This is a genomic window from Enterobacter sp. BNK-14 (assembly GCF_047456095.1).
In the GTDB taxonomy this organism is placed as follows: Bacteria; Pseudomonadota; Gammaproteobacteria; order Enterobacterales; family Enterobacteriaceae; genus Enterobacter; species Enterobacter kobei.
The window spans coordinates 3,151,900-3,170,373 of record NZ_CP179897.1; the positions used below are offsets into that span (position 1 = coordinate 3,151,900).

Here is an 18,474-nt window from a genome sequence, read left to right on the forward strand (position 1 = left end):
CTATGTTATCGCCGGAATAAGAAGGGCGGCAAAAATGGCGCTGATGCACAGGTACTTGAGGGCATAATAGGCTTTACGATTTCGTTTTTTAAGACGCTGTCCGCGTTCGCGCCCCGCATGAACATATTTAAAAATGCGATTAATGCCGCCAGTGCGGTCATTCTCATCATTGGGTGAGCTGGCTGCAGACATCAGCGTCGTCCCTACCCAATGGTTAACTGCCTGTGCCCAGCCCCACTTCATCGGACGCTCGATATCACAGAAAAGAATAATGCGCGTTTGATCGGTTTTATTTTCTGCCCAGTGAACGTAAGTCTCATCAAAAATGACGGCCTCGCCATCGCGCCAGCTATGGCGCTGCTGGTCCACTTCAATAAAGCAGCGATCGTCATTCGGGGTAGATAAGCCCAGATGATAGCGAACCGAGCCCGCGTAGGGATCGCGATGCTTGCCCAGCTTTGCCCCCGCAGGCAGTTCGGCAAACATCGCCGCCTTTACGCAAGGAATTTGACTCACCAGTTGCGTGGTCACCGGGCAAAGCGCTTGCGCAGAAGGGTGAGCGTCGGCGTACCATTTCAGATAAAAACGTTTCCAGCCGCGTTTAAAAAAGGTGTTAAAGCCAGCGTCGTTATTATTTTGCGCCGCCTTTATATGATCCTGTAAACGCACAGCCTCTTCACGAATAACCTGCCAGTTTTCCGTCAGCGTTTTTAATTCAGGGAAACGCTCTGTCTCAAAGAAAGCCTGCCTGGCGGGCAGGGAAGAGAACGCCGTCATAAACATATTGATGGGTGCCATGAACGTCGAATGGTCGAACAACTGACGAGACAGCGTCTGTTTTTCTTTCCCGCGTGAATGCGCGTAAATAACGCTAATAATGAAAATACCGATGATGATGGCTGCGAACATTTTTCCCTTGTCCTCTTTCTATCTCATTTCGGAAAAGCGTGCGGACAGAGTGCTGCCCACGCCGAATATGCCAGATGGAGAGAGTGTAGTTCGGGAATGTAAAATTCATAGAACTGTAATGAAAAATCGCAATTATTGTTAAATTAATTGCCCTCGCGAATAAAAGCCTGCAGCCCGGCCAGCGTTTTTTGCCACCCACTCTCCCCAAAGGGGAGAGGGTTTAGGCTGAGGGGTTACTTAACCGTCCAGCCCTTATAGGTACCGACGTTCTTTTTATCGATCATCGTCACCGGGATCAGCACCGGTTCTTTCGGTGCCGGTTTGCCCTGGAGAATGTCGTAGCCGATCTCGACCGCTTTTGCCGCCATCACCTGCGGATCTTGTGCCGGGGTTGCCACAAACAGGGAGTTTTCCCGCTTCAGCGCTTCTTCACCATCCGGGCTGCCATCCACGCCCACAATGAAGAATTCATTGCGCTGCGCCTGTTTTGCCGCCAGATCGGCGCCGATCGCGGTAGGATCGTTAATCGCGAATACGCCGTCGATCTTCGGATTGGCCGCCAGAAGAGAGGTCATGACTTCCAGACCGCCTTCACGGCTGCCTTTGGCGTTCTGGTTATCCGAGAGCACCTTGATATCCGGATGTTTTTTGAATTCCATCTGGCAACCTTCCACACGGTTTTGCACCGCTGAGACCGGTGGTCCGTTGATGATCACCACATTGCCTTTGCCTTTCAAGCGGTCGGTAATGTACTTACAGGCCATTTCGCCCGCCTGGGTGTTATTGGAGGTGATGGTCGCATCGGCACCTTCCGCCGCCACGTCAACCGCCACGACCACGATCCCGGCATCCTTCGCGCGTTTCACCGCCGGGCCGATCCCTTTGGAATCCGCGGCGTTGAGGATGATCATGTCCACTTTCGCGGCGATAAAGTTATCGATCTGCGCCACCTGCTGACCGAGATCGTAACCGCTGGAGACCAGCGTCACTTTGACGTTATCGCCCGCCAGCTTGCGCGCTTCCAGCTCGGCACCTTTGGTGATCTGCACAAAGAACGGATTGGCCAGGTCACCCACCGTCACGCCGATGGACTTCAGATCTTTCGCCTGCGCAAACGGCGTTGCGGCAAGCAGCGCGCCAGCACAGAGCGCGGTCACTAACGGTTTTAAACGCATATTGTATTCCTCGAAGCTGTAGGGTTTTGTTGTTATGCACTTTGATGGTGTCGGGTACGGTATTTGTCGATCAGCACCGCAATGATGATCACCGCCCCTTTGATCACCAGTTGCCAGAAGTAGGAGACGCCCATCAGCGTCATGCCGTTGTTGAGGGTGGCGATAATCAATGCCCCCACCAGCGTGCCGGTGATCGTGCCGATCCCGCCGACGAAGCTGGTACCGCCGAGGATCACCGCCGCAATCGCATCCAGCTCATAGCCGGTACCGAGGTTGCCGTTGGCGCTGTAAAGGCGCGAGGCGCTCATCACGCCACCGAGGCCGGAGAGCAGCCCGCTCATGCCGTAGACAAACAGCAGTACCATCCAGACCTTGATGCCCGTCAGGCGCGCCGCCTGCATGTTGCCGCCCACGGCGTAGATGTGAACGCCCAGCGTAGTGCGGCGCAGGATAAACCAGCAGATAGCAATGACCGCCAAAGCAATGACCACCAGCCATGGCACGGGACCGAGGTAGTTATTGCCGATCCACTCGAAGTTGATGTTCGAATTGATCACCGTGGTGCCGTCTGCCAGCAGGTAGGCCGCGCCGCGCAGCGCCGTATAGGTACCGAGCGTGACGATAAACGGCGGTAGCCCGGCAAAGGCCACCAGCGCGCCGTTGAACAGCCCCAGCACCATGCCGAGCATCAGCGCCGCCGGAATAGAAAGTCCGGCGAATTCCGGGATCAGCGACACCACCATTGCCGCAACGGCGGTAGTACCGAGAATCGACCCCACGGAGAGGTCAATCCCACCGGTTAAGATGATGAAAGTCATCCCCGCAGCCAGCACGATGTTGATTGACGCCTGACGGGTGATGTTGAGCAGGTTGCTCTCGGTGAAGAAGTTAGGGGCGATAAAGCCAAATACCGCCACGATCAGAATTAAAATAGGTAAAATGCCGATCGTTTGCATCAGATCGCTCATCAGCATTTTTTTGGCGGAGGCGGATTTCGCCACCTGCTGCGGATGGGTTGGAGTTGTCATAATTACACCGCCTGATGATGTGTGTCGTCCACGCCGGTTGCCAGCGTCATGATGTTTTCCTGAGAGATATCGCGCCCGTGGAGTTCACCCGCAATGCTGCCTTCGCGCATCACGTACACCCGGTCACTCATGCCCACCACTTCCGGCAGTTCGCTGGAGATCATCAAAATCGCCACGCCCTTACGCGCCATCTGGTTCATGATGCGGTAGATCTCGCTTTTCGCGCCAACGTCCACGCCGCGGGTGGGTTCGTCCAGAATCAGAATGCGCGGGCCTATCGCCACCCAGCGCGAGATCAGCAGTTTTTGCTGATTACCGCCGGACAGTCCGCCCGCGCGTACCTGTGAATGGGGCACACGAATGTTGAGCAGGGCGATAGCGTCATCGGAAATGGACTGGGCTTTTTTGCGGTTCAGCATGCCGAAGGTGGCATCGCGTTCCAGCGTCGCCATCGTGATGTTCTCCTGCGCCGCCAGCTCCAGAAACAGCCCCTGCTCCTTACGGTTCTCGGTGAGAAAACCGATCCCGTTTTCAATGGCCGCGCGCGGGGAGTGGATCACCACCGGCTCGCCGTCCACCTCAATCATGCCGCCCGTGGCTTTGCGCACGCCGAAAATCAGCTGCGCCAGCTCGGAGCGTCCGGCACCGACCAGCCCGGCCAGCCCGACGATTTCGCCGGAACGGACCTGTAAACTGCACGGCCGCACTTTTTTACCGTCGGTAAGGTGGTGGACGTTCAGGCGGGGGCTGCCGAGAGGGATATCGCGCTCTTTGTTGAACAGATCGCTTAAAGGGCGGCCCACCATCATTTTCACCAGCTCGGAGGCGTTGAGCTTGTCGCGCGTCAGGCTGCCGACGTACTGCCCGTCACGCAGAACGCTGACGCGGTCAGAGAGTTCATACACTTCCGCCATGCGGTGGCTGATATAGATAATCGCCATGCCTTCATCGCGCAGGCGCAGAATCAGTTCAAACAGGCGGTGGGTTTCGCGGGAAGAGAGGGCAGCGGTGGGTTCGTCCATCACCAGAATGCGGCTGTTGCGGTGCAGCGCGCGGGCAATTTCTACCTGCTGCTGTTCGGCGATGGTCAGCTTCATCACCCGATCGGTGGCGCTGAACTGGGCGCCGAGGCGATCGATCACCGCCTGCGCCTGGGCGGCCATCTCTTTACGCTGAACCAGCCCGCCGCGCGACAGTTCGCTGCCGAGGAAAATGTTTTCCGCCACGGTCAGATTGGGGGCGAGTTGCATCTCCTGGTAAATCAAGGTAATGCCTGCGGCCAGGGCATCTTTCGGCCCTTTGATGTGAAACGGCTGTCCGTCGATCAGGATCTCACCGCGGGTGGCAGTGTAGGCACCTGCGAGGATTTTCATCAGCGTGCTTTTGCCCGCGCCATTTTCGCCCATCAGCGCGTGGATCTCACCGGGGAAAACCGTCAAATCCACGCCCTTGAGCGCGTGGAAATTGCCAAAGGTTTTGGCTATGCCGCGCATCTCTAAAACCGGGGTTCTGCTCATGGCGGATCTCCTGTGAATGTCGATATCTGCACTTCATCACAGGTGCGTAAATGCAAAATGTCAGAAGCTGTTCATATTTGTCATAGTTATGAATAGTTAACCGCCGTCACATTTCTCTTTTCCCTCTCCCCGTGGGGGAGGGCCAGGGTGAGGGCATCAGACCGCTAAGGAGCCTAAAGAGATGTCATCACGCCCCCCGTTTTTTACCAGTGCCCGTGGCCGCCTGCTGATGTTCAATCTGCTGGTTGTTGCGGTCACGCTGATGGTCAGCGGCGTGGCGGTGCTTGGCTTCCGTCATGCCAGCCAGATCCAGGAGCAGGTGCAGCAGCAAACGCTGGATGACATGACCGGCAGCATGAACCTCGCTCGCGATACGGCTAACGTGGCGACGGCGGCGGTGCGGTTGTCGCAGGTAGTCGGATCGCTGGAGTACAAAGGCGAGGCGGAGCGGTTAAAGCAGATGCAAACGGCATTGCGCCGCTCGCTGGAGCAGCTGGCCGATGCGCCGCTGGCGCAGCAGGAGCCGGCGCTGGTGGCGCGGATTATTCAGAGAAGCAATGAATTACAGCAAGGCGTGACGGGGATGCTGGAGCGCGGGCAGCGACGCCATCTGGAGCGTAACGCGCTGCTCAGTTCGCTCTACCAGAGCCAGAGTTACCTGCGTCATCTGCAGGACATCAACCGCCGTACTGGCAGCGATGTTCCGGATGCGCAGCTGCTGATGGAAATGGACAGGCTGATCGCCGCCGCCATCGAAACCCCTTCACCACGCGCCACGATACAGCAGTTGGATACGGTGACGGCGATGTTGCCCCAGCGCGCGACGCAGCCTGCGGTCAACGTTGTGCTGCCCGACTTTAACGCCGAGCTGCGTAAGCTTGCCCCGCTGTCGACGCAGCTGGCAGAGAGCGATCTGGCAATAAGCTGGTATATGTTCCACATCAAGGCGCTGGTGGCGATACTGAATAGCGATATCAATCAGTACGTTGAACAGGTCGCGCAAGCCTCCCGGCTTCGCACGGCCCAGAGCCATCACGAGCTGCAATCCATTAGCGTTTTTATCAGCATTTTCGCCGTGCTGGCGCTGATCATCACCGGGTGCGCCTGCTGGTATATTTACCGTAACCTGGCCTCCAACCTGACGGCTATCTCCCGGGCCATGTCGCGCCTTGCCCGTGGCGAACAGGATGTCTCGGTGCCCGCATTGCAGCGGCGGGACGAGCTGGGCGAGCTGGCGCGCGCGTTTAACGTTTTTGCCCGCAACACTGCTTCACTTGAGCACACGACGCGTCTGCTGAAAGAGAAAACGACGCAGATGGAGATTGACCGCATCGAGCGTCAGGGACTGGAAGAAGCGTTGCTCCACAGCCAGAAGATGAAGGCTGTCGGACAGCTGACCGGCGGGCTGGCGCATGATTTTAATAATCTTCTGGCGGTGATCATCGGCAGTCTTGAGCTGACCGACCCCGAATCAAAAGACGCGCCGCGTATTACCCGGGCGCTGAAGGCGGCAGAACGCGGCGCCATGCTGACCCAGCGCCTGCTGGCATTTTCCCGCAAGCAATCCCTGACGCCGCATACCGTTGAGATGAAACCGCTGCTGGAGAACCTGCGGGAACTGATGCGCCACTCCTTGCCTGTCACCCTGACTCTGGAGATTGAAGCGCAAACCCCGGCATGGCCCGCATGGATAGACGTCGGCCAGCTGGAAAACGCGATTATCAACCTGGTGATGAACGCCCGCGATGCGATGGAAGGGCAAAGCGGCGTCATTAAAATTCGTACATGGAACCAGCGCGTGACCCGCAGCGACGGCCGCAGGCAGGATATGGTGGCGCTGGAGGTCATTGACCATGGTAGCGGTATGGCGCAGGAGGTGAAATCCCGGGTCTTTGAACCGTTCTTTACCACCAAACAGACCGGAAGTGGCAGCGGATTAGGGTTGTCGATGGTGTACGGTTTTGTGCGTCAGTCCGGGGGACGCGTGGAGATTGAAAGCGCGCCGGGGCAGGGCACCACCGTTCGGCTCCATCTGCCGCGCTCGACGTTTTCCACCGTGTCTGAAAGTGAGGCGCTCCCGGCTACCACCTCCCCGGATAGCGAGCGGCTGGTGCTGGTACTGGAAGATGAGGCGGATGTCCGCCAGACCCTGTGTGAGCAGCTGCATCAGCTAGGCTACCTGACACTCGAAGCGGAGAATGGCGAGCAGGCCCTGAGCATGCTGGAGGCATCGCCGGATATTGGCATGTTTATCAGCGACCTGATGCTGCCCGGAAGCCTCAGCGGAGCGGAGGTCATTAACCATGTGCGCAGTCATTATCCGCAGCTTCCGGTGCTGCTGATCAGCGGCCAGGATTTGCGGCCTACGCATAACCCTCAGTTGCCGGACGTTCAGTTACTGCGTAAGCCGTTTACCCGCGTACAGCTGGCACAGGCGCTGCGTAAGGTGATGGTAATTTGAGATTCCTCCGCTACTCCGGCACAGTCCCGTTGATTACCTTAACGCCAGTCCACCTGTGAGTCTGGCCTTATGAAACGTTACTTTTCCGCTCTGATATTGGGTCTGCTGTCACTCACCAGCCAGCTGGCCCACGCCGACGTGATTGATGATGCCATTGGCAACATTCAGCAGGCGATCAACGATGCTTATAACCCCGACAGCAGCCGTAATGACGACGACGATCGCTACGATCGCAGCCGTCAAAGCGACAGCCGTCAGTACGACGATCGCCGTCGGCAGCTCGAAGACAGACGCCGCCGTTTAGACGAGCGTCAACGTCAGTTAGATGACGACAGGCGTCGACTGGAAGAGGATGAACGGCGTTTAGAAGACGATTACGATCGCGGCTAAAGCCTGGTCCGTAGGCCGGGTAAGGCGCAGCCGCCACCCGGCAAAACTCAGTCGAGTACCAGCACCATGCCGTCATACCCCGCTTCGATACCGTTCGGCAGCGGGTTGTTCATCATCCACACGTCAAACTGATGGCTGATGTGCGTCAGGATCACCTGCGGACAGCCAATCACCTCGTTTAACGCAACCACGGTGTTCAAATCACAATGGTTACGCGGCGGCTCGTCACGCGGTTCATGACTGCAGTCGATGATTATCGCCTGCGGCTGATTGTTGAGCAGAAACTTCACCGTTTTTTCCGGTAATCCCGCCGTGTCTGAAAGCCACGCCACGCGGCTGTGGGCGGATTCCAGCAGATAGCCAAACGTCAGCTTCGAATGGTTGAGGGGCAGCGGCGTCACCCGCAGTCCCTGTAGCTCAAACACCACAAACGGTTCGACCGTATGACTGAAATCCAGGATCCCCGGATGTTTGAACAGGTCGTCACACCCCGCGTCGTCCGGTGGGCCGTAGACCGGAATCGTTGCACCCACGCCCCAGCGCAGGGGAAACAGCCCCTGAACGTGATCCATATGATAGTGAGTGAGTAAAAACTGCTGAAAACTGCCCGCGGGCCAGTCCTCCATCAGGTGTGGAATACCGGCGTCCAGCAACGTGACCGCATCGTTGTATTTGACCACCGCACTGCAGGGACGACGGCGATAATTTTCCTGCAAACGCGCGCGTCTACACGACGCGCAGTCGCAGCCAAAGACGGGCACCAGCTGGGCACCGCCGGTGCCGGTTAACGTTATGGTCAGACTCATCACTCACCTCTACAGCGGTTTGGTGAAGCGGAAATGGCTCTGCGTATACCCTTCACGAAGGTAGAAACGGTGGGCGTCCACGCGCTTCACGCTGGTGGAAAGTTCTGTCAACTCCGCGCCAGCCTGTCGTGCAACGTCCTCTGCCCAGGCGAGCAACTGGCTACCCACCTTTAACCCGCGCGCTTGCGGCATGACCACCAGCTCCTGGATCTCGCCGATCCAGCGGGCGTGATGGAGGTGAAACTGCATGTGCAGACCGATCATGCCGATGACTTCCCCGTTCAGCTCGGCAAGCTGGTAGCGCATATTGTGATCCTGCAGATTAGCCAGATAGCCGGCATGAAACGCCTGGTGATCGAACTCTGCTTGCTTAAGTTCGCAGATGAGGGCGTACACGCTCTGCGCATCATCAGCAGTGGCGGGGCGAAGCTGGCAGTCAGGCATGCTGTTTCTCCTTCTGACGGATAAGGGATAAAAAGATCTCGACTGACTGTAGCAAACTTCCGTCGTTATTGAGGACATGGCAGCCTGAAGGGGTGTAGCGCGCCGCGCGCGCCAGCCGCTGGTCAATCTCACGCGCGTTTTCGCGCCCCCGGTTTTGCAGCCTGCTGCGCAGAACGTCCGGGGAAACCTGCAGGCAGATCGGCAGCAGGGCCGCCTCATATCGGGCTTTTGCCTGCGGCAGATGGGCGCGTGAGCCGTTGACCAGCACATCAAAACCCGCGTGCAGCCAGAGGTCGATCTCAATGCCGACGCCATAGTAGAAACCGTTAGCGTGCCAGCTCAGTGCCAGCAGGTTTTGCCCGGCGCGGGTGAAAAACTCCTGCTCGCTCAGGGCGATATAGTTTTCACTTCCGGCGTTCGCCGCGCGGGTAATATAGCGGTGCGCCACCAGCAGCTGTGAATGTTCCCGCTGCCGCAGGGCAGACAGCAGGCTGTCCTTACCGGAGCCGGACGGCCCCATCAACCAGATAAGTCTTCCCATCAGAACACCCTTTTTCCCTGACGCCAGACGTGGTCGATATGAATATGCTCGCCTTTGCGGTGGGCAAGCACCAGATCTGCCCGTTTTCCTTCGGCAATCTCACCGCGATCCTGAAGATTGAGTGCGGCGGCCGGGTTTTTGGTCACCAGGCGAATGGCCTGCGGCAGCGTAAAACGGTTCTCCTCATCGTCCGCGACCCGGAATGCCGCATCCAGCAGGCTGGCGGGGTAGTAGTCAGACGAGAGGATATCCAGCAGGCCGAGCGAGGCGAGCTTGCTTGCCGCCACGTTGCCGGAGTGCGAGCCGCCGCGCACGATGTTCGGCGCGCCCATCAGCACGTTCATCCCGTGCTGACGTGACGCCTCTGCGGCTTCGAACGTAGTGGGAAATTCGGCGATCACGCTACCAAGCTGGTGGGATTCACGCACATGATCGTGCGTGGCATCGTCATGGCTTGCCAGCGCAATATTGCGGTCACGGCACATTGCGGCAATCCTGAGACGGTTCGGCTGCGACCACTGTGCCGCAAGCGCCAGCTGTTCTCTTCGTAGCGCGCCATCTCGGCATCGTTGAGCGAGTATTTGCCCTGATAGTATTCACGATACTTCTCAATGTTGGCGAACTGACGCTGCCCCGGCGAGTGGTCCATCAGGGAGACCAGCGAGACAGGCTCGCGGCCCACCAGTTTTTCAAACAGCGGCAGGGTGGTGTGGTGCGGCAGCTCGCAGCGCAGGTGCAAACGGTGCTCGGCGCGGTTGAGGCCACGCTTTTGCGTCTCTTCCACGGCGTTAATCATCTTCTCCAGGTTTTCAAGCCTGTCGCCGCCGTCGCGCACGTCGCCAATCGCCACCGCGTCCAGCACCGTGGTAATACCGCTGGCGACCATCAGCGCGTCGTGGCTGCTCATCGCCGAATGGGCGGGCCAGTCCACCTTTGGGCGCGGGGTGAAGAATTTGTCGAGGTTGTCGGTATGCAGCTCAATGAGCCCCGGCAGCAGCCAGCCACCTTCGCCGTCCATCGCGTCAGGCGCGCGGCTCCGGGTTTCGGCAAACGCGCGGATGACGCCGTCCTGGATTTCAACCGAGCCATCCACGACCTCGTTTTCCAGCACCAGCCTGACGTTATTGATAATCATACGTTTGTCCCCATCGGGTGCAGTCTGTCCGCTACGCGCTCGCGCACGGCTTCATCGTGGAAGATCCCGACGATCGCCGCGCCGCGCGCTTTGGCCTGTTCGATCAGTTCCATCACCGCTGCGCTGTTTTTGCTGTCGAGCGAAGCGGTGGGTTCATCCAGGAGTAAAATCGGGTAGTCGACAATAAAGCCGCGTGCGATGTTGACCCGCTGCTGCTCGCCACCGGAAAAGGTCGATGGGGCAAGGTGCCACAGACGCTCCGGCACGTTGAGGCGCGTCAGCAGGCTGGCGGCTTTGGCGGCACAGGTATCACGCGGTACGCCGAGATCCAGCAGTGGCTGCATCACCACGTCCAGAGCGGAGATCCGCGGGATCACCCGCAGAAACTGGCTGACCCAGCCGATCGTTGAACGGCGCACTTCAAGTACCTTACGCGCGGGTGCCTGTACCAGATCCACCCACTCGTTGTAGTGGCGAATATGAATGTGGCCTTCGTCTGGCTGATAGTTGGCGTACAGGGAGCGCAGCAGGGTGGATTTTCCACTGCCGGAGTGGCCGTGCAGCACGACGCATTCGCCGTTGCCGACTTCTAACGACGCGTTTTGCAGGACGGGCAGCCGCACGCCGTTTTGCTGGTGGAGCACAAAGGTTTTACTGACGTTTTGTACGTGGATCATGTTGGCCTCGTGATTCGTTTTGCCGGGTGGCGGCTTCGCCTTACCCGGCCTACAGGTGCGGTGTTCGTAGGCCGGGTAAGCGTAGCGCCACCCGGCAACAGCAGCCTCAATTCTGCAATACGGACGACACCAGCAACTGGGTGTACGGATGATGGGGATCGTCGAGCACGCGGTCGGTCAGCCCACTTTCCACCACCTGACCCTGCTTCATCACCAGTAGACGGTCCGCCAGCAGGCGTGCGACGCCCAAATCGTGGGTGACAATCACCACCGCCAGGTTCAACTCCACCACCAGGCCGCGCAGCAGATCGAGCAGGCGCGCCTGAACCGAGACGTCCAGCCCGCCGGTGGGCTCATCCATAAACACCAGCTTCGGATGGGTGACCAGGTTGCGGGCGATCTGTAAACGCTGCTGCATGCCGCCGGAGAAAGTGGTGGGCAGGTCGTCGATACGCGAGGCGGGGATTTCAACCTCCTCCAGCCAGTGCTGCGCGGTGGCGCGGATGTGACCGTAGTGGCGCGCGCCGGTGGCCATCAGCCGTTCGCCGATGTTGCCTCCCGCTGAAACCTGGCGGCGCAGCCCGTCCATTGGGTGCTGATGCACTACGCCCCACTCGGTACGCAGCAGGCGACGGCGCTCGGCCTCGCTCATGCCATACAGCGACGTGCCCTCATATAAAATCTCACCGTTCTGCGGCGTCAGGCGCGCGGAGAGAGATTTGAGCAGCGTGGTTTTGCCGGAGCCGGACTCGCCGACAATCCCCAGCACTTCGCCCGGCCACAGCTCGAACGACACGTCGCTGAAGCCTTTGCCCGGCGCGTATAGGTGAGTCAGGTTATTAACCGAAAGCAGCGGTTTCATTGGCTGTTCGCCTCGCTCTGTTGGCGGCAGAAATCGGTGTCGGAGCAGACGAACATCCGTTTGCCCGTGTCATCCAGCACCACTTCATCCAGATAGCTATGTTGGGATCCGCAGATGGCGCATGGCTCGTCCCACGCCTGCACCGTAAACGGGTAGTCATCAAAATCGAGACTCTCCACACGGGTGTAAGGCGGTACGGCATAGATGCGTTTTTCACGCCCGGCGCCAAAGAGTTGCAGGGCTGGCATCATGTCCATCTTCGGGTTATCGAATTTCGGGATTGGCGACGGGTCCATCACATAACGCCCGTTGACCTTCACCGGGTAAGCGTAGGTGGTGGCGATATGGCCGAAGCGGGCGATGTCCTCGTACAGCTTCACCTGCATCACGCCGTACTCTTCCAGCGCGTGCATGGTGCGGGTTTCGGTTTCCCGCGGCTCGATAAAGCGCAGCGGCTCCGGGATCGGCACCTGGAAAATCAGAATCTGATCTTCAGTCAGCGGGGTTTCCGGAATGCGGTGGCGGGTCTGGATCAGCGTTGCGTCTTCGGTTTTTTCAGTGGTCGCTACGCCGGTCACGCGCTTGAAGAAGTTGCGGATCGAAACGGCGTTGGTGGTGTCGTCTGCCCCCTGGTCGATGACCTTAAGCACGTCGGCTTCCCCGATCACGCTGGCGGTCAATTGAATACCGCCGGTGCCCCAGCCGTAGGGCATTGGCATCTCGCGGCCGCCGAACGGTACCTGGTAGCCCGGAATGGCAACCGCTTTGAGGATGGCGCGGCGGATCATGCGTTTGGTTTGCTCATCCAGATAGGCAAAGTTGTAGCCGCTTAAGTTAGCCATTGGCGCGCTCCCGTTGCAGACGTTTCAGCAGTTCCAGTTCGGCCTGGAAATCGACGTAGTGCGGCAGCTTGAGGTGCGAGACGAAACCGGCGGCCTCAACGTTGTCTGCATGGGCCAGCACGAACTCCTCATCCTGCGCCGGGCCGGCGATGTGCTCGCCGTAGTCCGGTGCCTGCAGGGCGCGGTCGACCAGCGCCATCGCCATGGCTTTGCGTTCGCTCAGGCCAAACACTAGCCCGTAGCCGCGGGTAAAGTGCGGGTCTTCATTCTCTGGCGCGACAAAGCCGTTAACCATTTCGCATTCGGTCATCAGCAGTTCGCCGACGTTCACCGCAAAACCCAGCTCTTCCGGCACAATTTCGACGTCGATATAGCCGCTGCGAATTTCGGCCGCAAACGGGTGGTTACGCCCATAGCCGCGCTGGGTGGAGTAGGCCAGCGCCAGCAGATAGCCTTCGTCGCCGCGCATCAGCTGTTGCAGGCGCGAGGAGCGCGAGCACGGGAAAACTGGCGGCGTGCGGGTGATGTCATCCGGCGCGGTACCCGAATCTTCTTCCGCTTTCGCCAGCCCCTGGTTTGCCAGCAGGCTGAAGACGTGCGGAGACGGCTCCTGTTCGGCATCCGTGGTGCTGAGCCGTGGCGCTTCGCCATTTGCCAGCAGGGTAAAATCCAGCAGGCGATGGGTGTAATCGTAGGTGGGGCCAAGCCGCTGGCCGCCGGGGATGTCTTTATAAACGGCAGAAATACGGCGCTCCAGGCGCATCTGCGCCGTATTCACCGGCTCGCTCGCCGTGAAGCGGGGAACCGTGGTGCGCCAGGCGCGCAGCAGAAAGATGGCTTCGACGTTATCGCCGCTGGCCTGCTTCAGCGCCAGCGCCGCCAGCTCGCGATCGGCGACGCCGCCTTCGGTCATCACCCGGTCAACGGCCAGGTTCAGCTGCTGCTCAATCTGGGCGACGCTCAGTTCGGGCAGTTTTTCATCGCCCCGTCGTCTGTGTTCCTGCAAGGCATGGGCGGCGGCGATCGCCTTTTCGCCCCCTTTAACGGCAACGTACATCAGCACACCTCCACGTGGGTGGTCCGCGGGATGGCGAGCAGACGCTCGCCGCAGGTCAGGATCAGGTCTATGCCCAGCGGGAACGGGTGCGGGCGTTCGGTCAGCTCATGAATGATGCATTCTGGCAGCTGCGGCGCAACCATGCGTTCATCGGCGATACCTGCACCGGTCAGGCGGAGCATGCGGCCGCCGCTCAGGCTGGAGACCTGCAGAATCAGCGTGGCGCTGGTTTCCGGTGCAACGGCGCTCCCTTCGCTCAGGGCGTTGAGCTGCTCGTGGCTGATGTGTTCGTCGGCCACGGCAAAGACCGCCTGTCGCGGTTGCTCAACCAGCGGAGCACTGGTGTGAAAACGCAGGTTCTGGCTGGCGATGCCATTAGATAAGGCGCCTGACAGCCACACCGGCGTGTCGTTGTCGGCAAGGGTCAGCAACACGCTGGTGGTCGCCAGATTCAGCGGCAGCCAGCCCTGTGAAAGCTGATGCAGCGAGACAATCACCCCCGGCTCGCTCATGGCTTTCAGCAGGCGACGAAAACTTTGTTGGGCATCCTGGACGGCAAGGGTAAAAGCAGGTTGAAGCGTCATGCGTTGTCTCCGCGAACGAGCGTAAAGAAGTCGACCCGACTGGTATTCACTTCGGCCTGACGTGCGGCAAGTCGTGCGGCGCGGTCAGCTTCCAGCGGGGCAATAAGGGTTTCCATTAACGTCTGAAAATGCGTTTGTTCCTGCAAAAGGGCGTCTATTACTGCGCAGCGCTCGGCGTGTGCTTTATCGCGTCCCAGCACGTAGCTGTAGCCCAGCGTGCCGCTGTTCAGGCGGATCGCGGCGCGGGTGAGGGGGGCGTCTCCCGCAAAAAAGCGCTGCCCGGTGCCGCCCATCCGGGCCTGGATCTGCACCAGGCCAATTTCCGGTGCGCGGATAGTGTCGTAGTCTGGCGTCAGGCTCAGGGCGTTCATGCGATCGCGCAGGGCAGCAGGCTGGCTGTGGGCCAGCACACGCATCCAGCGCTGTCGGGTGGCGGTATCGACGTGCATTCAGTGCTCCATAGTGAATTCGATCATGTCGGCACGGGTCAGGCTGACGGAGTATTCCGTCGCATTGACCTCGCCGTCACGGTGGTTGAGGGTGCGCACGCAGAGCAGCGGCGCCATATTGGGGATTTCGAGCACTTTGCTCTCTTTAGCCTGCGCGCGGCGGGCGCTGATACGCGTCTGGGTGCGCTTGAGAGCGATGCCCGTGGCATCCTGCAGAAAGTCGTGCAGGGAACCGCTGGAAAAGTTTTGCAGCACTGGCCAGAGGGCGAGGTCCGCGAAGTAGTGGTCAATCTGGCATACCGCTACGCCGTTGACGCGGCGCAACGTGCGCAGGTGGATGACGTTATCGCCTTCCTGAATGCCCAGCGCGTCCGCCACATGGCTGGAGGCCGGGCGCAGGACCGAGAGCAGCTTTTCGCTGGTGGGATGGCTGCCCTGATCCAGCAGGTTCTGACTAAAGCGCGCCTGGGCATTGAGCGGATAGTCGAACGGGCGCATCAGCACCAGCACGCCCACGCCCTGACGGCGTTGCACCCAGCCGCGCTCGACCAGCTGGTCAATGGCGCGGCGCAGGGTGTGGCGATTCACTTCATAGCGATCCGCAAGCTGCTGCTCGGCAGGCAGGTAGTCTCCGCAGCGGTAGTGCGTGCGCAGTTCCGCTTCGAGCTTTGCCGCAATTTCTTGCCAACGGGTTGGGTAACTGGTCGGATGTCTGGATAAGTGCATAGAAAACAAAGCCTCGCTTCTCAGATGAAGTGCTTACGCAAACGTTGAGAGAGGAAATCCAGCAGGCTGACGGTGACGATGATGAGCACCATCAGGGCGCAGGTTTGCTGGAACTGGAAACCGCGAATCGCTTCCCACAGGGTGACGCCGATTCCGCCTGCACCGACCATGCCGACGACCGTGGCGGAGCGAACGTTGGACTCAAAGCGGTACAGCGAGTAGGAGATCAGCAGCGGCATCACCTGCGGCAGGACGCCGTAGAGGATCTCTTCGATTTTGTTGGCACCGGTGGCGCGGATGCCTTCCACCGGGCCGGGCTCAATGGCTTCGACCGCTTCCGAGAGTAGCTTGGAGAGCACCCCGGTGGTGTGGATGAATAGCGCCATGACGCCCGCGAACGGACCCAGACCCACGGCCACCACGAACAGCATCGCAAAGACCATTTCGTTAATCGCGCGGCAGGCGTCCATCAGGCGACGCATCGGCTGGTATACCCACCACGGCACGATGTTTTCCGCGCTCATCAGGCCAAACGGAATGGAGAGAATGACGGCAAGGGCGGTGCCCCAGACGGCAATTTGCAGGGTAATGGCCATTTCGCTGAGATAGTCCTGCCACTGGCTGAAGTCCGGCGGGAAGAAGTCGGCAGCAAAGGTTGCCATGTTGCCGGAATCTTTGAAGAGCAGCAGGGGATCCATTTCTGCGCCCTTCCAGGAGATAACCAGCACCGCCAGCAGGATGGCCCAGCTTATGAGCGAGAACCAGCTGCGCTTTGGCGGCGGGAGGGTGATGGTTTGCATGTTGGCTCCTTGGGTTTTAATTCCCTCTCCCTTGAGGGAGAGGGTTAGGGTGAGGGGGAAATGTGCGCGCTGATGCCCTCACCCCGACCCTCTCCCACGGGGAGAGGGGGAAAAGAAACTACTGCACCGCTTTATTTACGCTGGTCATGGCGCCGAGTGCCGCGGTCAGGCGGTCAAGGTCTTCCAGCTGGGCCTGAATGTCAGAGACTTTGCTGGTCTTCTCTTCTTCCTTGAGCCCTTTGTTGTCCTTCACGGCCTGCATCTGTTTAAACAGCGCCAGCTGGCGAATCGGGACCAGCTGAAGGTCGCTGGAGGCGCGGAACGGTGCCCAGCCCAGTTTCTCAAGAACCGCTTTCTCTTCCGGCGTTTTGCCGTAGTTCATAAAGAAGTCGTACACCTTGTCCTTGGTGCTTTCGGAGAGGTTTTTACGCCAGACGATCGGGTCGCCCGGGATCAGCGGCGATTTCCAGATCACCTTCAGTTCTTTCAGCTTGTCCGGCGCGGAGGTTTTCAGCTTGTCGAGGTTTTCGGTGTTGTTGGTGGCAACATCCACCTGCTTGTTCGCCACGGCCAGGGCGTTGGTTTCATGGCTGGCGTTGACGGTGCGTTTGAAGTCGCTGGCGGAGGCGTTGTTTTTCGCGAAGACATAGTAGCCAGGGACGAGGAAGCCGGAGGTGGAGTTCGGGTCGCCGTTACCAAAGGTCAGCTCTTTGCGTTTGGCGAGCATGTCGTTGAGGTTGTTGATCGGGCTGTCTTTGTTCACGATCAGCACGCTCCAGTAGCCCGGGGAGCCATCTGCCGCAACGGTCTGGGCAAAGACCTGGCCGTTGGCGCGGTCTACCGCTTCCATTGCGGAGAGGTTGCCATACCAGGCGATGTCGACTTTATTAAAGCGCATTCCCTGGATAATGCCCGCGTAGTCCGGGGCGAAGAAGGCATTCACTTTGATCCCCAGTTTGGTTTCCATATCTTTCAGGAACGGTTCCCACTGAGGCTTCAGGTTCTGCTGTGATTCCGTCGAAATAATGCCGAAGTTCAGCGCTTTTTCCTGCTCTTCCGCATACGCCGGGCTTAACAGGGTGCTGATGCTGAACATGCTGGTAAAGGCCAGCGCGGCAACGGCTTTGTAGTTCATTTCCATTCCTCGTTATGGGGATTTATGCAGCCTGCGCGCGCTCTTCGACGCGGTTTACGCTGCGGTAGAGATGATCAAAACGTTCGTTATCAAACTGGTGGCTTGCGCCGTCAAAGAACACATGGCCCTGACGCAGGGCGACAATGCGCTCGCAGTAGCGCAGGGCGTAATCCACCTGATGCAGCGTTACCACCACGGTAATGCCGTCGTTCTGGTTAATGTCGCGCAGGGTTTCCATCACGATGCGGGCGGATTCCGGGTCCAGCGAGGCGATAGGTTCATCGGCCAGAATGATTTTTGCTTTCTGCATCAGGGCGCGGGCGATGGCGACGCGCTGCTGTTGTCCACCGGACAGGGTGGAGACACGCTGGTGGGCTAGGTGTGCCATACCGACGCGAGTCAACGCCTGAAGAGCTTCCTGCTTCTGGGAAGGTGAGAACCAGCGCATGCAGGTGCGCCAGAACGGTGTGCTACCGAGTGCGCCAATCAGCACGTTCTCCAGTACCGTCAGGCGATTGACCAGGTTGAACTGCTGGAAGATGTAGCCCGTCTGGGCACGGCTCTTGCGGATATCACTTGCCAGACGCCCGGCGCGCTGCACCGTGTTGCCCAGCAATTCGACGTGACTTTCCGGGGTTTTATCGCAGGTGATAAGACCGCTTAAATGGCGCAGAAGGGTGGATTTACCGGAGCCAGAAGGGCCGAGAAGCGCCACCATGTCGCCCTGCTGGACGGTCAGATCAACGGCATGCAGCGCCTTGTTGTGATTGAAGGTCTTGCTCAGTTTCTCGACGCGGATGACAGTTTGCATGTGCGGGGCCTCACGATAAATGTGGCCTCATGCTGGCGCATCAATGTGACATTTGGGTTAAGTCTGGGTTGCGGGAATTTGAAGAGTTGAGGGGAGTTTGATGACAGGCGGAGGCTGACCGCCCA

The 18,474-nt window shown here is 59.2% G+C and carries 19 protein-coding genes and 1 pseudogene; 2 read left to right on the forward strand and 18 right to left on the reverse strand.

Translation table 11 applies throughout. The features are described 5' to 3' along the window. From lpxO to ACMGGM_RS15010, 4 genes are all read right to left on the reverse strand, one after another. Positions 1 to 909: a lipid A hydroxylase LpxO gene (gene lpxO / locus ACMGGM_RS14995; protein ID WP_014882169.1), complete on the reverse strand. Its 909-nt coding sequence runs from the start codon at positions 907 to 909 to the stop codon at positions 1 to 3. A gap of 233 nt (positions 910 to 1,142) precedes the next feature. Further along, positions 1,143 to 2,084, reverse strand: coding sequence for an ABC transporter substrate-binding protein (locus tag ACMGGM_RS15000; protein ID WP_014882170.1), 942 nt, complete (start codon positions 2,082 to 2,084; stop codon positions 1,143 to 1,145). 32 nt (positions 2,085 to 2,116) lie between these two features. Continuing rightward, a complete protein-coding gene (locus ACMGGM_RS15005) occupies positions 2,117 to 3,112 on the reverse strand; it encodes an ABC transporter permease subunit (RefSeq protein ID WP_014882171.1) in 996 nt (331 codons plus the stop codon). Positions 3,113 to 3,114: 2 nt separating this feature from the next. Continuing rightward, on the reverse strand, positions 3,115 to 4,629 hold the full coding sequence (locus tag ACMGGM_RS15010; protein ID WP_014882172.1) for a sugar ABC transporter ATP-binding protein: 1,515 nt from the start codon (positions 4,627 to 4,629) through the stop codon (positions 3,115 to 3,117). A 181-nt stretch (positions 4,630 to 4,810) separates the two neighbouring features. Here ACMGGM_RS15010 and ACMGGM_RS15015 point away from each other — a divergent pair, with 181 nt between their 5' ends. Both ACMGGM_RS15015 and yjdP read left to right on the forward strand, forming a co-directional pair. Further along, positions 4,811 to 7,090: a hybrid sensor histidine kinase/response regulator gene (locus ACMGGM_RS15015; protein WP_050863260.1), complete on the forward strand. Its 2,280-nt coding sequence runs from the start codon at positions 4,811 to 4,813 to the stop codon at positions 7,088 to 7,090. 69 nt (positions 7,091 to 7,159) lie between these two features. After that, positions 7,160 to 7,480 carry a DDRRRQL repeat protein YjdP gene (yjdP, locus tag ACMGGM_RS15020; protein ID WP_014882174.1) on the forward strand — a complete coding sequence of 107 codons (321 nt, stop codon included), beginning with the start codon at positions 7,160 to 7,162 and terminating at the stop codon, positions 7,478 to 7,480. Between the two features lie 47 nt (positions 7,481 to 7,527). Here yjdP and phnP read toward each other — a convergent pair whose 3' ends face one another. The 14 genes and pseudogenes from phnP to phnC form a co-directional block, all read right to left on the reverse strand. Next, positions 7,528 to 8,286, reverse strand: coding sequence for a phosphonate metabolism protein PhnP (phnP, locus tag ACMGGM_RS15025; RefSeq protein ID WP_014882175.1), 759 nt, complete (start codon positions 8,284 to 8,286; stop codon positions 7,528 to 7,530). A gap of 9 nt (positions 8,287 to 8,295) precedes the next feature. After that, on the reverse strand, positions 8,296 to 8,730 hold the full coding sequence (gene phnO / locus ACMGGM_RS15030) for an aminoalkylphosphonate N-acetyltransferase (RefSeq protein WP_063944075.1): 435 nt from the start codon (positions 8,728 to 8,730) through the stop codon (positions 8,296 to 8,298). After that, entirely contained in the window at positions 8,723 to 9,274 is a 552-nt protein-coding gene (gene phnN / locus ACMGGM_RS15035; RefSeq protein ID WP_063944073.1) for a ribose 1,5-bisphosphokinase, read from the reverse strand. The genes phnO and phnN overlap by 8 nt, the downstream gene beginning before the upstream one ends. Next, positions 9,271 to 10,406 (reverse strand): annotated as a pseudogene (gene phnM, locus ACMGGM_RS15040) (alpha-D-ribose 1-methylphosphonate 5-triphosphate diphosphatase). Before phnM ends, phnN begins: the two are co-directional and overlap by 4 nt. Further along, entirely contained in the window at positions 10,403 to 11,083 is a 681-nt protein-coding gene (phnL, locus tag ACMGGM_RS15045; protein ID WP_045268835.1) for a phosphonate C-P lyase system protein PhnL, read from the reverse strand. The pseudogene phnM and the gene phnL overlap by 4 nt, the downstream one beginning before the upstream one ends. A 106-nt stretch (positions 11,084 to 11,189) precedes the next feature. After that, positions 11,190 to 11,945 (reverse strand): phosphonate C-P lyase system protein PhnK, encoded by a 756-nt coding sequence (gene phnK, locus ACMGGM_RS15050; protein WP_014882180.1) that lies wholly within the window; start codon positions 11,943 to 11,945, stop codon positions 11,190 to 11,192. Continuing rightward, positions 11,942 to 12,787 (reverse strand): alpha-D-ribose 1-methylphosphonate 5-phosphate C-P-lyase PhnJ, encoded by an 846-nt coding sequence (gene phnJ / locus ACMGGM_RS15055; protein ID WP_063667355.1) that lies wholly within the window; start codon positions 12,785 to 12,787, stop codon positions 11,942 to 11,944. The genes phnK and phnJ overlap by 4 nt, the downstream gene beginning before the upstream one ends. Continuing rightward, positions 12,780 to 13,844: a carbon-phosphorus lyase complex subunit PhnI gene (locus tag ACMGGM_RS15060; RefSeq protein WP_023331819.1), complete on the reverse strand. Its 1,065-nt coding sequence runs from the start codon at positions 13,842 to 13,844 to the stop codon at positions 12,780 to 12,782. Before ACMGGM_RS15060 ends, phnJ begins: the two co-directional genes overlap by 8 nt. Beyond that, positions 13,844 to 14,428, reverse strand: a complete 585-nt coding sequence (phnH, locus tag ACMGGM_RS15065; RefSeq protein WP_063944071.1) for a phosphonate C-P lyase system protein PhnH — start codon at positions 14,426 to 14,428, stop codon at positions 13,844 to 13,846. Before phnH ends, ACMGGM_RS15060 begins: the two co-directional genes overlap by 1 nt. Beyond that, positions 14,425 to 14,877 (reverse strand): phosphonate C-P lyase system protein PhnG, encoded by a 453-nt coding sequence (phnG, locus tag ACMGGM_RS15070; RefSeq protein ID WP_014882184.1) that lies wholly within the window; start codon positions 14,875 to 14,877, stop codon positions 14,425 to 14,427. Before phnG ends, phnH begins: the two co-directional genes overlap by 4 nt. After that, entirely contained in the window at positions 14,878 to 15,603 is a 726-nt protein-coding gene (gene phnF, locus ACMGGM_RS15075; protein ID WP_032637718.1) for a phosphonate metabolism transcriptional regulator PhnF, read from the reverse strand. A gap of 20 nt (positions 15,604 to 15,623) precedes the next feature. After that, positions 15,624 to 16,403 carry a phosphonate ABC transporter, permease protein PhnE gene (phnE, locus tag ACMGGM_RS15080; protein ID WP_023331823.1) on the reverse strand — a complete coding sequence of 260 codons (780 nt, stop codon included), beginning with the start codon at positions 16,401 to 16,403 and terminating at the stop codon, positions 15,624 to 15,626. 118 nt (positions 16,404 to 16,521) lie between these two features. Beyond that, positions 16,522 to 17,538 (reverse strand): phosphonate ABC transporter substrate-binding protein, encoded by a 1,017-nt coding sequence (phnD, locus tag ACMGGM_RS15085; RefSeq protein WP_023336612.1) that lies wholly within the window; start codon positions 17,536 to 17,538, stop codon positions 16,522 to 16,524. Positions 17,539 to 17,560: 22 nt separating this feature from the next. Further along, a complete protein-coding gene (gene phnC / locus ACMGGM_RS15090; protein ID WP_047027968.1) occupies positions 17,561 to 18,349 on the reverse strand; it encodes a phosphonate ABC transporter ATP-binding protein in 789 nt (262 codons plus the stop codon). Positions 18,350 to 18,474 lie beyond the last annotated feature (125 nt).

What these genes read in the sequence shown, in the direction of transcription:
- lpxO (WP_014882169.1), bottom strand. Translation starts at nt 909, where the DNA reads ATGTTCGCAGCCATCATCATCGGTATTTTCATTATTAGCGTTATTTAC.
- ACMGGM_RS15000 (WP_014882170.1), bottom strand. Translation starts at nt 2,084, where the DNA reads ATGCGTTTAAAACCGTTAGTGACCGCGCTCTGTGCTGGCGCGCTGCTT.
- ACMGGM_RS15005 (WP_014882171.1), bottom strand. Translation starts at nt 3,112, where the DNA reads ATGACAACTCCAACCCATCCGCAGCAGGTGGCGAAATCCGCCTCCGCC.
- ACMGGM_RS15010 (WP_014882172.1), bottom strand. Translation starts at nt 4,629, where the DNA reads ATGAGCAGAACCCCGGTTTTAGAGATGCGCGGCATAGCCAAAACCTTT.
- ACMGGM_RS15015 (WP_050863260.1), top strand. Translation starts at nt 4,811, where the DNA reads ATGTCATCACGCCCCCCGTTTTTTACCAGTGCCCGTGGCCGCCTGCTG.
- yjdP (WP_014882174.1), top strand. Translation starts at nt 7,160, where the DNA reads ATGAAACGTTACTTTTCCGCTCTGATATTGGGTCTGCTGTCACTCACC.
- phnP (WP_014882175.1), bottom strand. Translation starts at nt 8,286, where the DNA reads ATGAGTCTGACCATAACGTTAACCGGCACCGGCGGTGCCCAGCTGGTG.
- phnO (WP_063944075.1), bottom strand. Translation starts at nt 8,730, where the DNA reads ATGCCTGACTGCCAGCTTCGCCCCGCCACTGCTGATGATGCGCAGAGC.
- phnL (WP_045268835.1), bottom strand. Translation starts at nt 11,083, where the DNA reads ATGATCCACGTACAAAACGTCAGTAAAACCTTTGTGCTCCACCAGCAA.
- phnK (WP_014882180.1), bottom strand. Translation starts at nt 11,945, where the DNA reads ATGAAACCGCTGCTTTCGGTTAATAACCTGACTCACCTATACGCGCCG.
- phnJ (WP_063667355.1), bottom strand. Translation starts at nt 12,787, where the DNA reads ATGGCTAACTTAAGCGGCTACAACTTTGCCTATCTGGATGAGCAAACC.
- ACMGGM_RS15060 (WP_023331819.1), bottom strand. Translation starts at nt 13,844, where the DNA reads ATGTACGTTGCCGTTAAAGGGGGCGAAAAGGCGATCGCCGCCGCCCAT.
- phnH (WP_063944071.1), bottom strand. Translation starts at nt 14,428, where the DNA reads ATGACGCTTCAACCTGCTTTTACCCTTGCCGTCCAGGATGCCCAACAA.
- phnG (WP_014882184.1), bottom strand. Translation starts at nt 14,877, where the DNA reads ATGCACGTCGATACCGCCACCCGACAGCGCTGGATGCGTGTGCTGGCC.
- phnF (WP_032637718.1), bottom strand. Translation starts at nt 15,603, where the DNA reads ATGCACTTATCCAGACATCCGACCAGTTACCCAACCCGTTGGCAAGAA.
- phnE (WP_023331823.1), bottom strand. Translation starts at nt 16,403, where the DNA reads ATGCAAACCATCACCCTCCCGCCGCCAAAGCGCAGCTGGTTCTCGCTC.
- phnD (WP_023336612.1), bottom strand. Translation starts at nt 17,538, where the DNA reads ATGAACTACAAAGCCGTTGCCGCGCTGGCCTTTACCAGCATGTTCAGC.
- phnC (WP_047027968.1), bottom strand. Translation starts at nt 18,349, where the DNA reads ATGCAAACTGTCATCCGCGTCGAGAAACTGAGCAAGACCTTCAATCAC.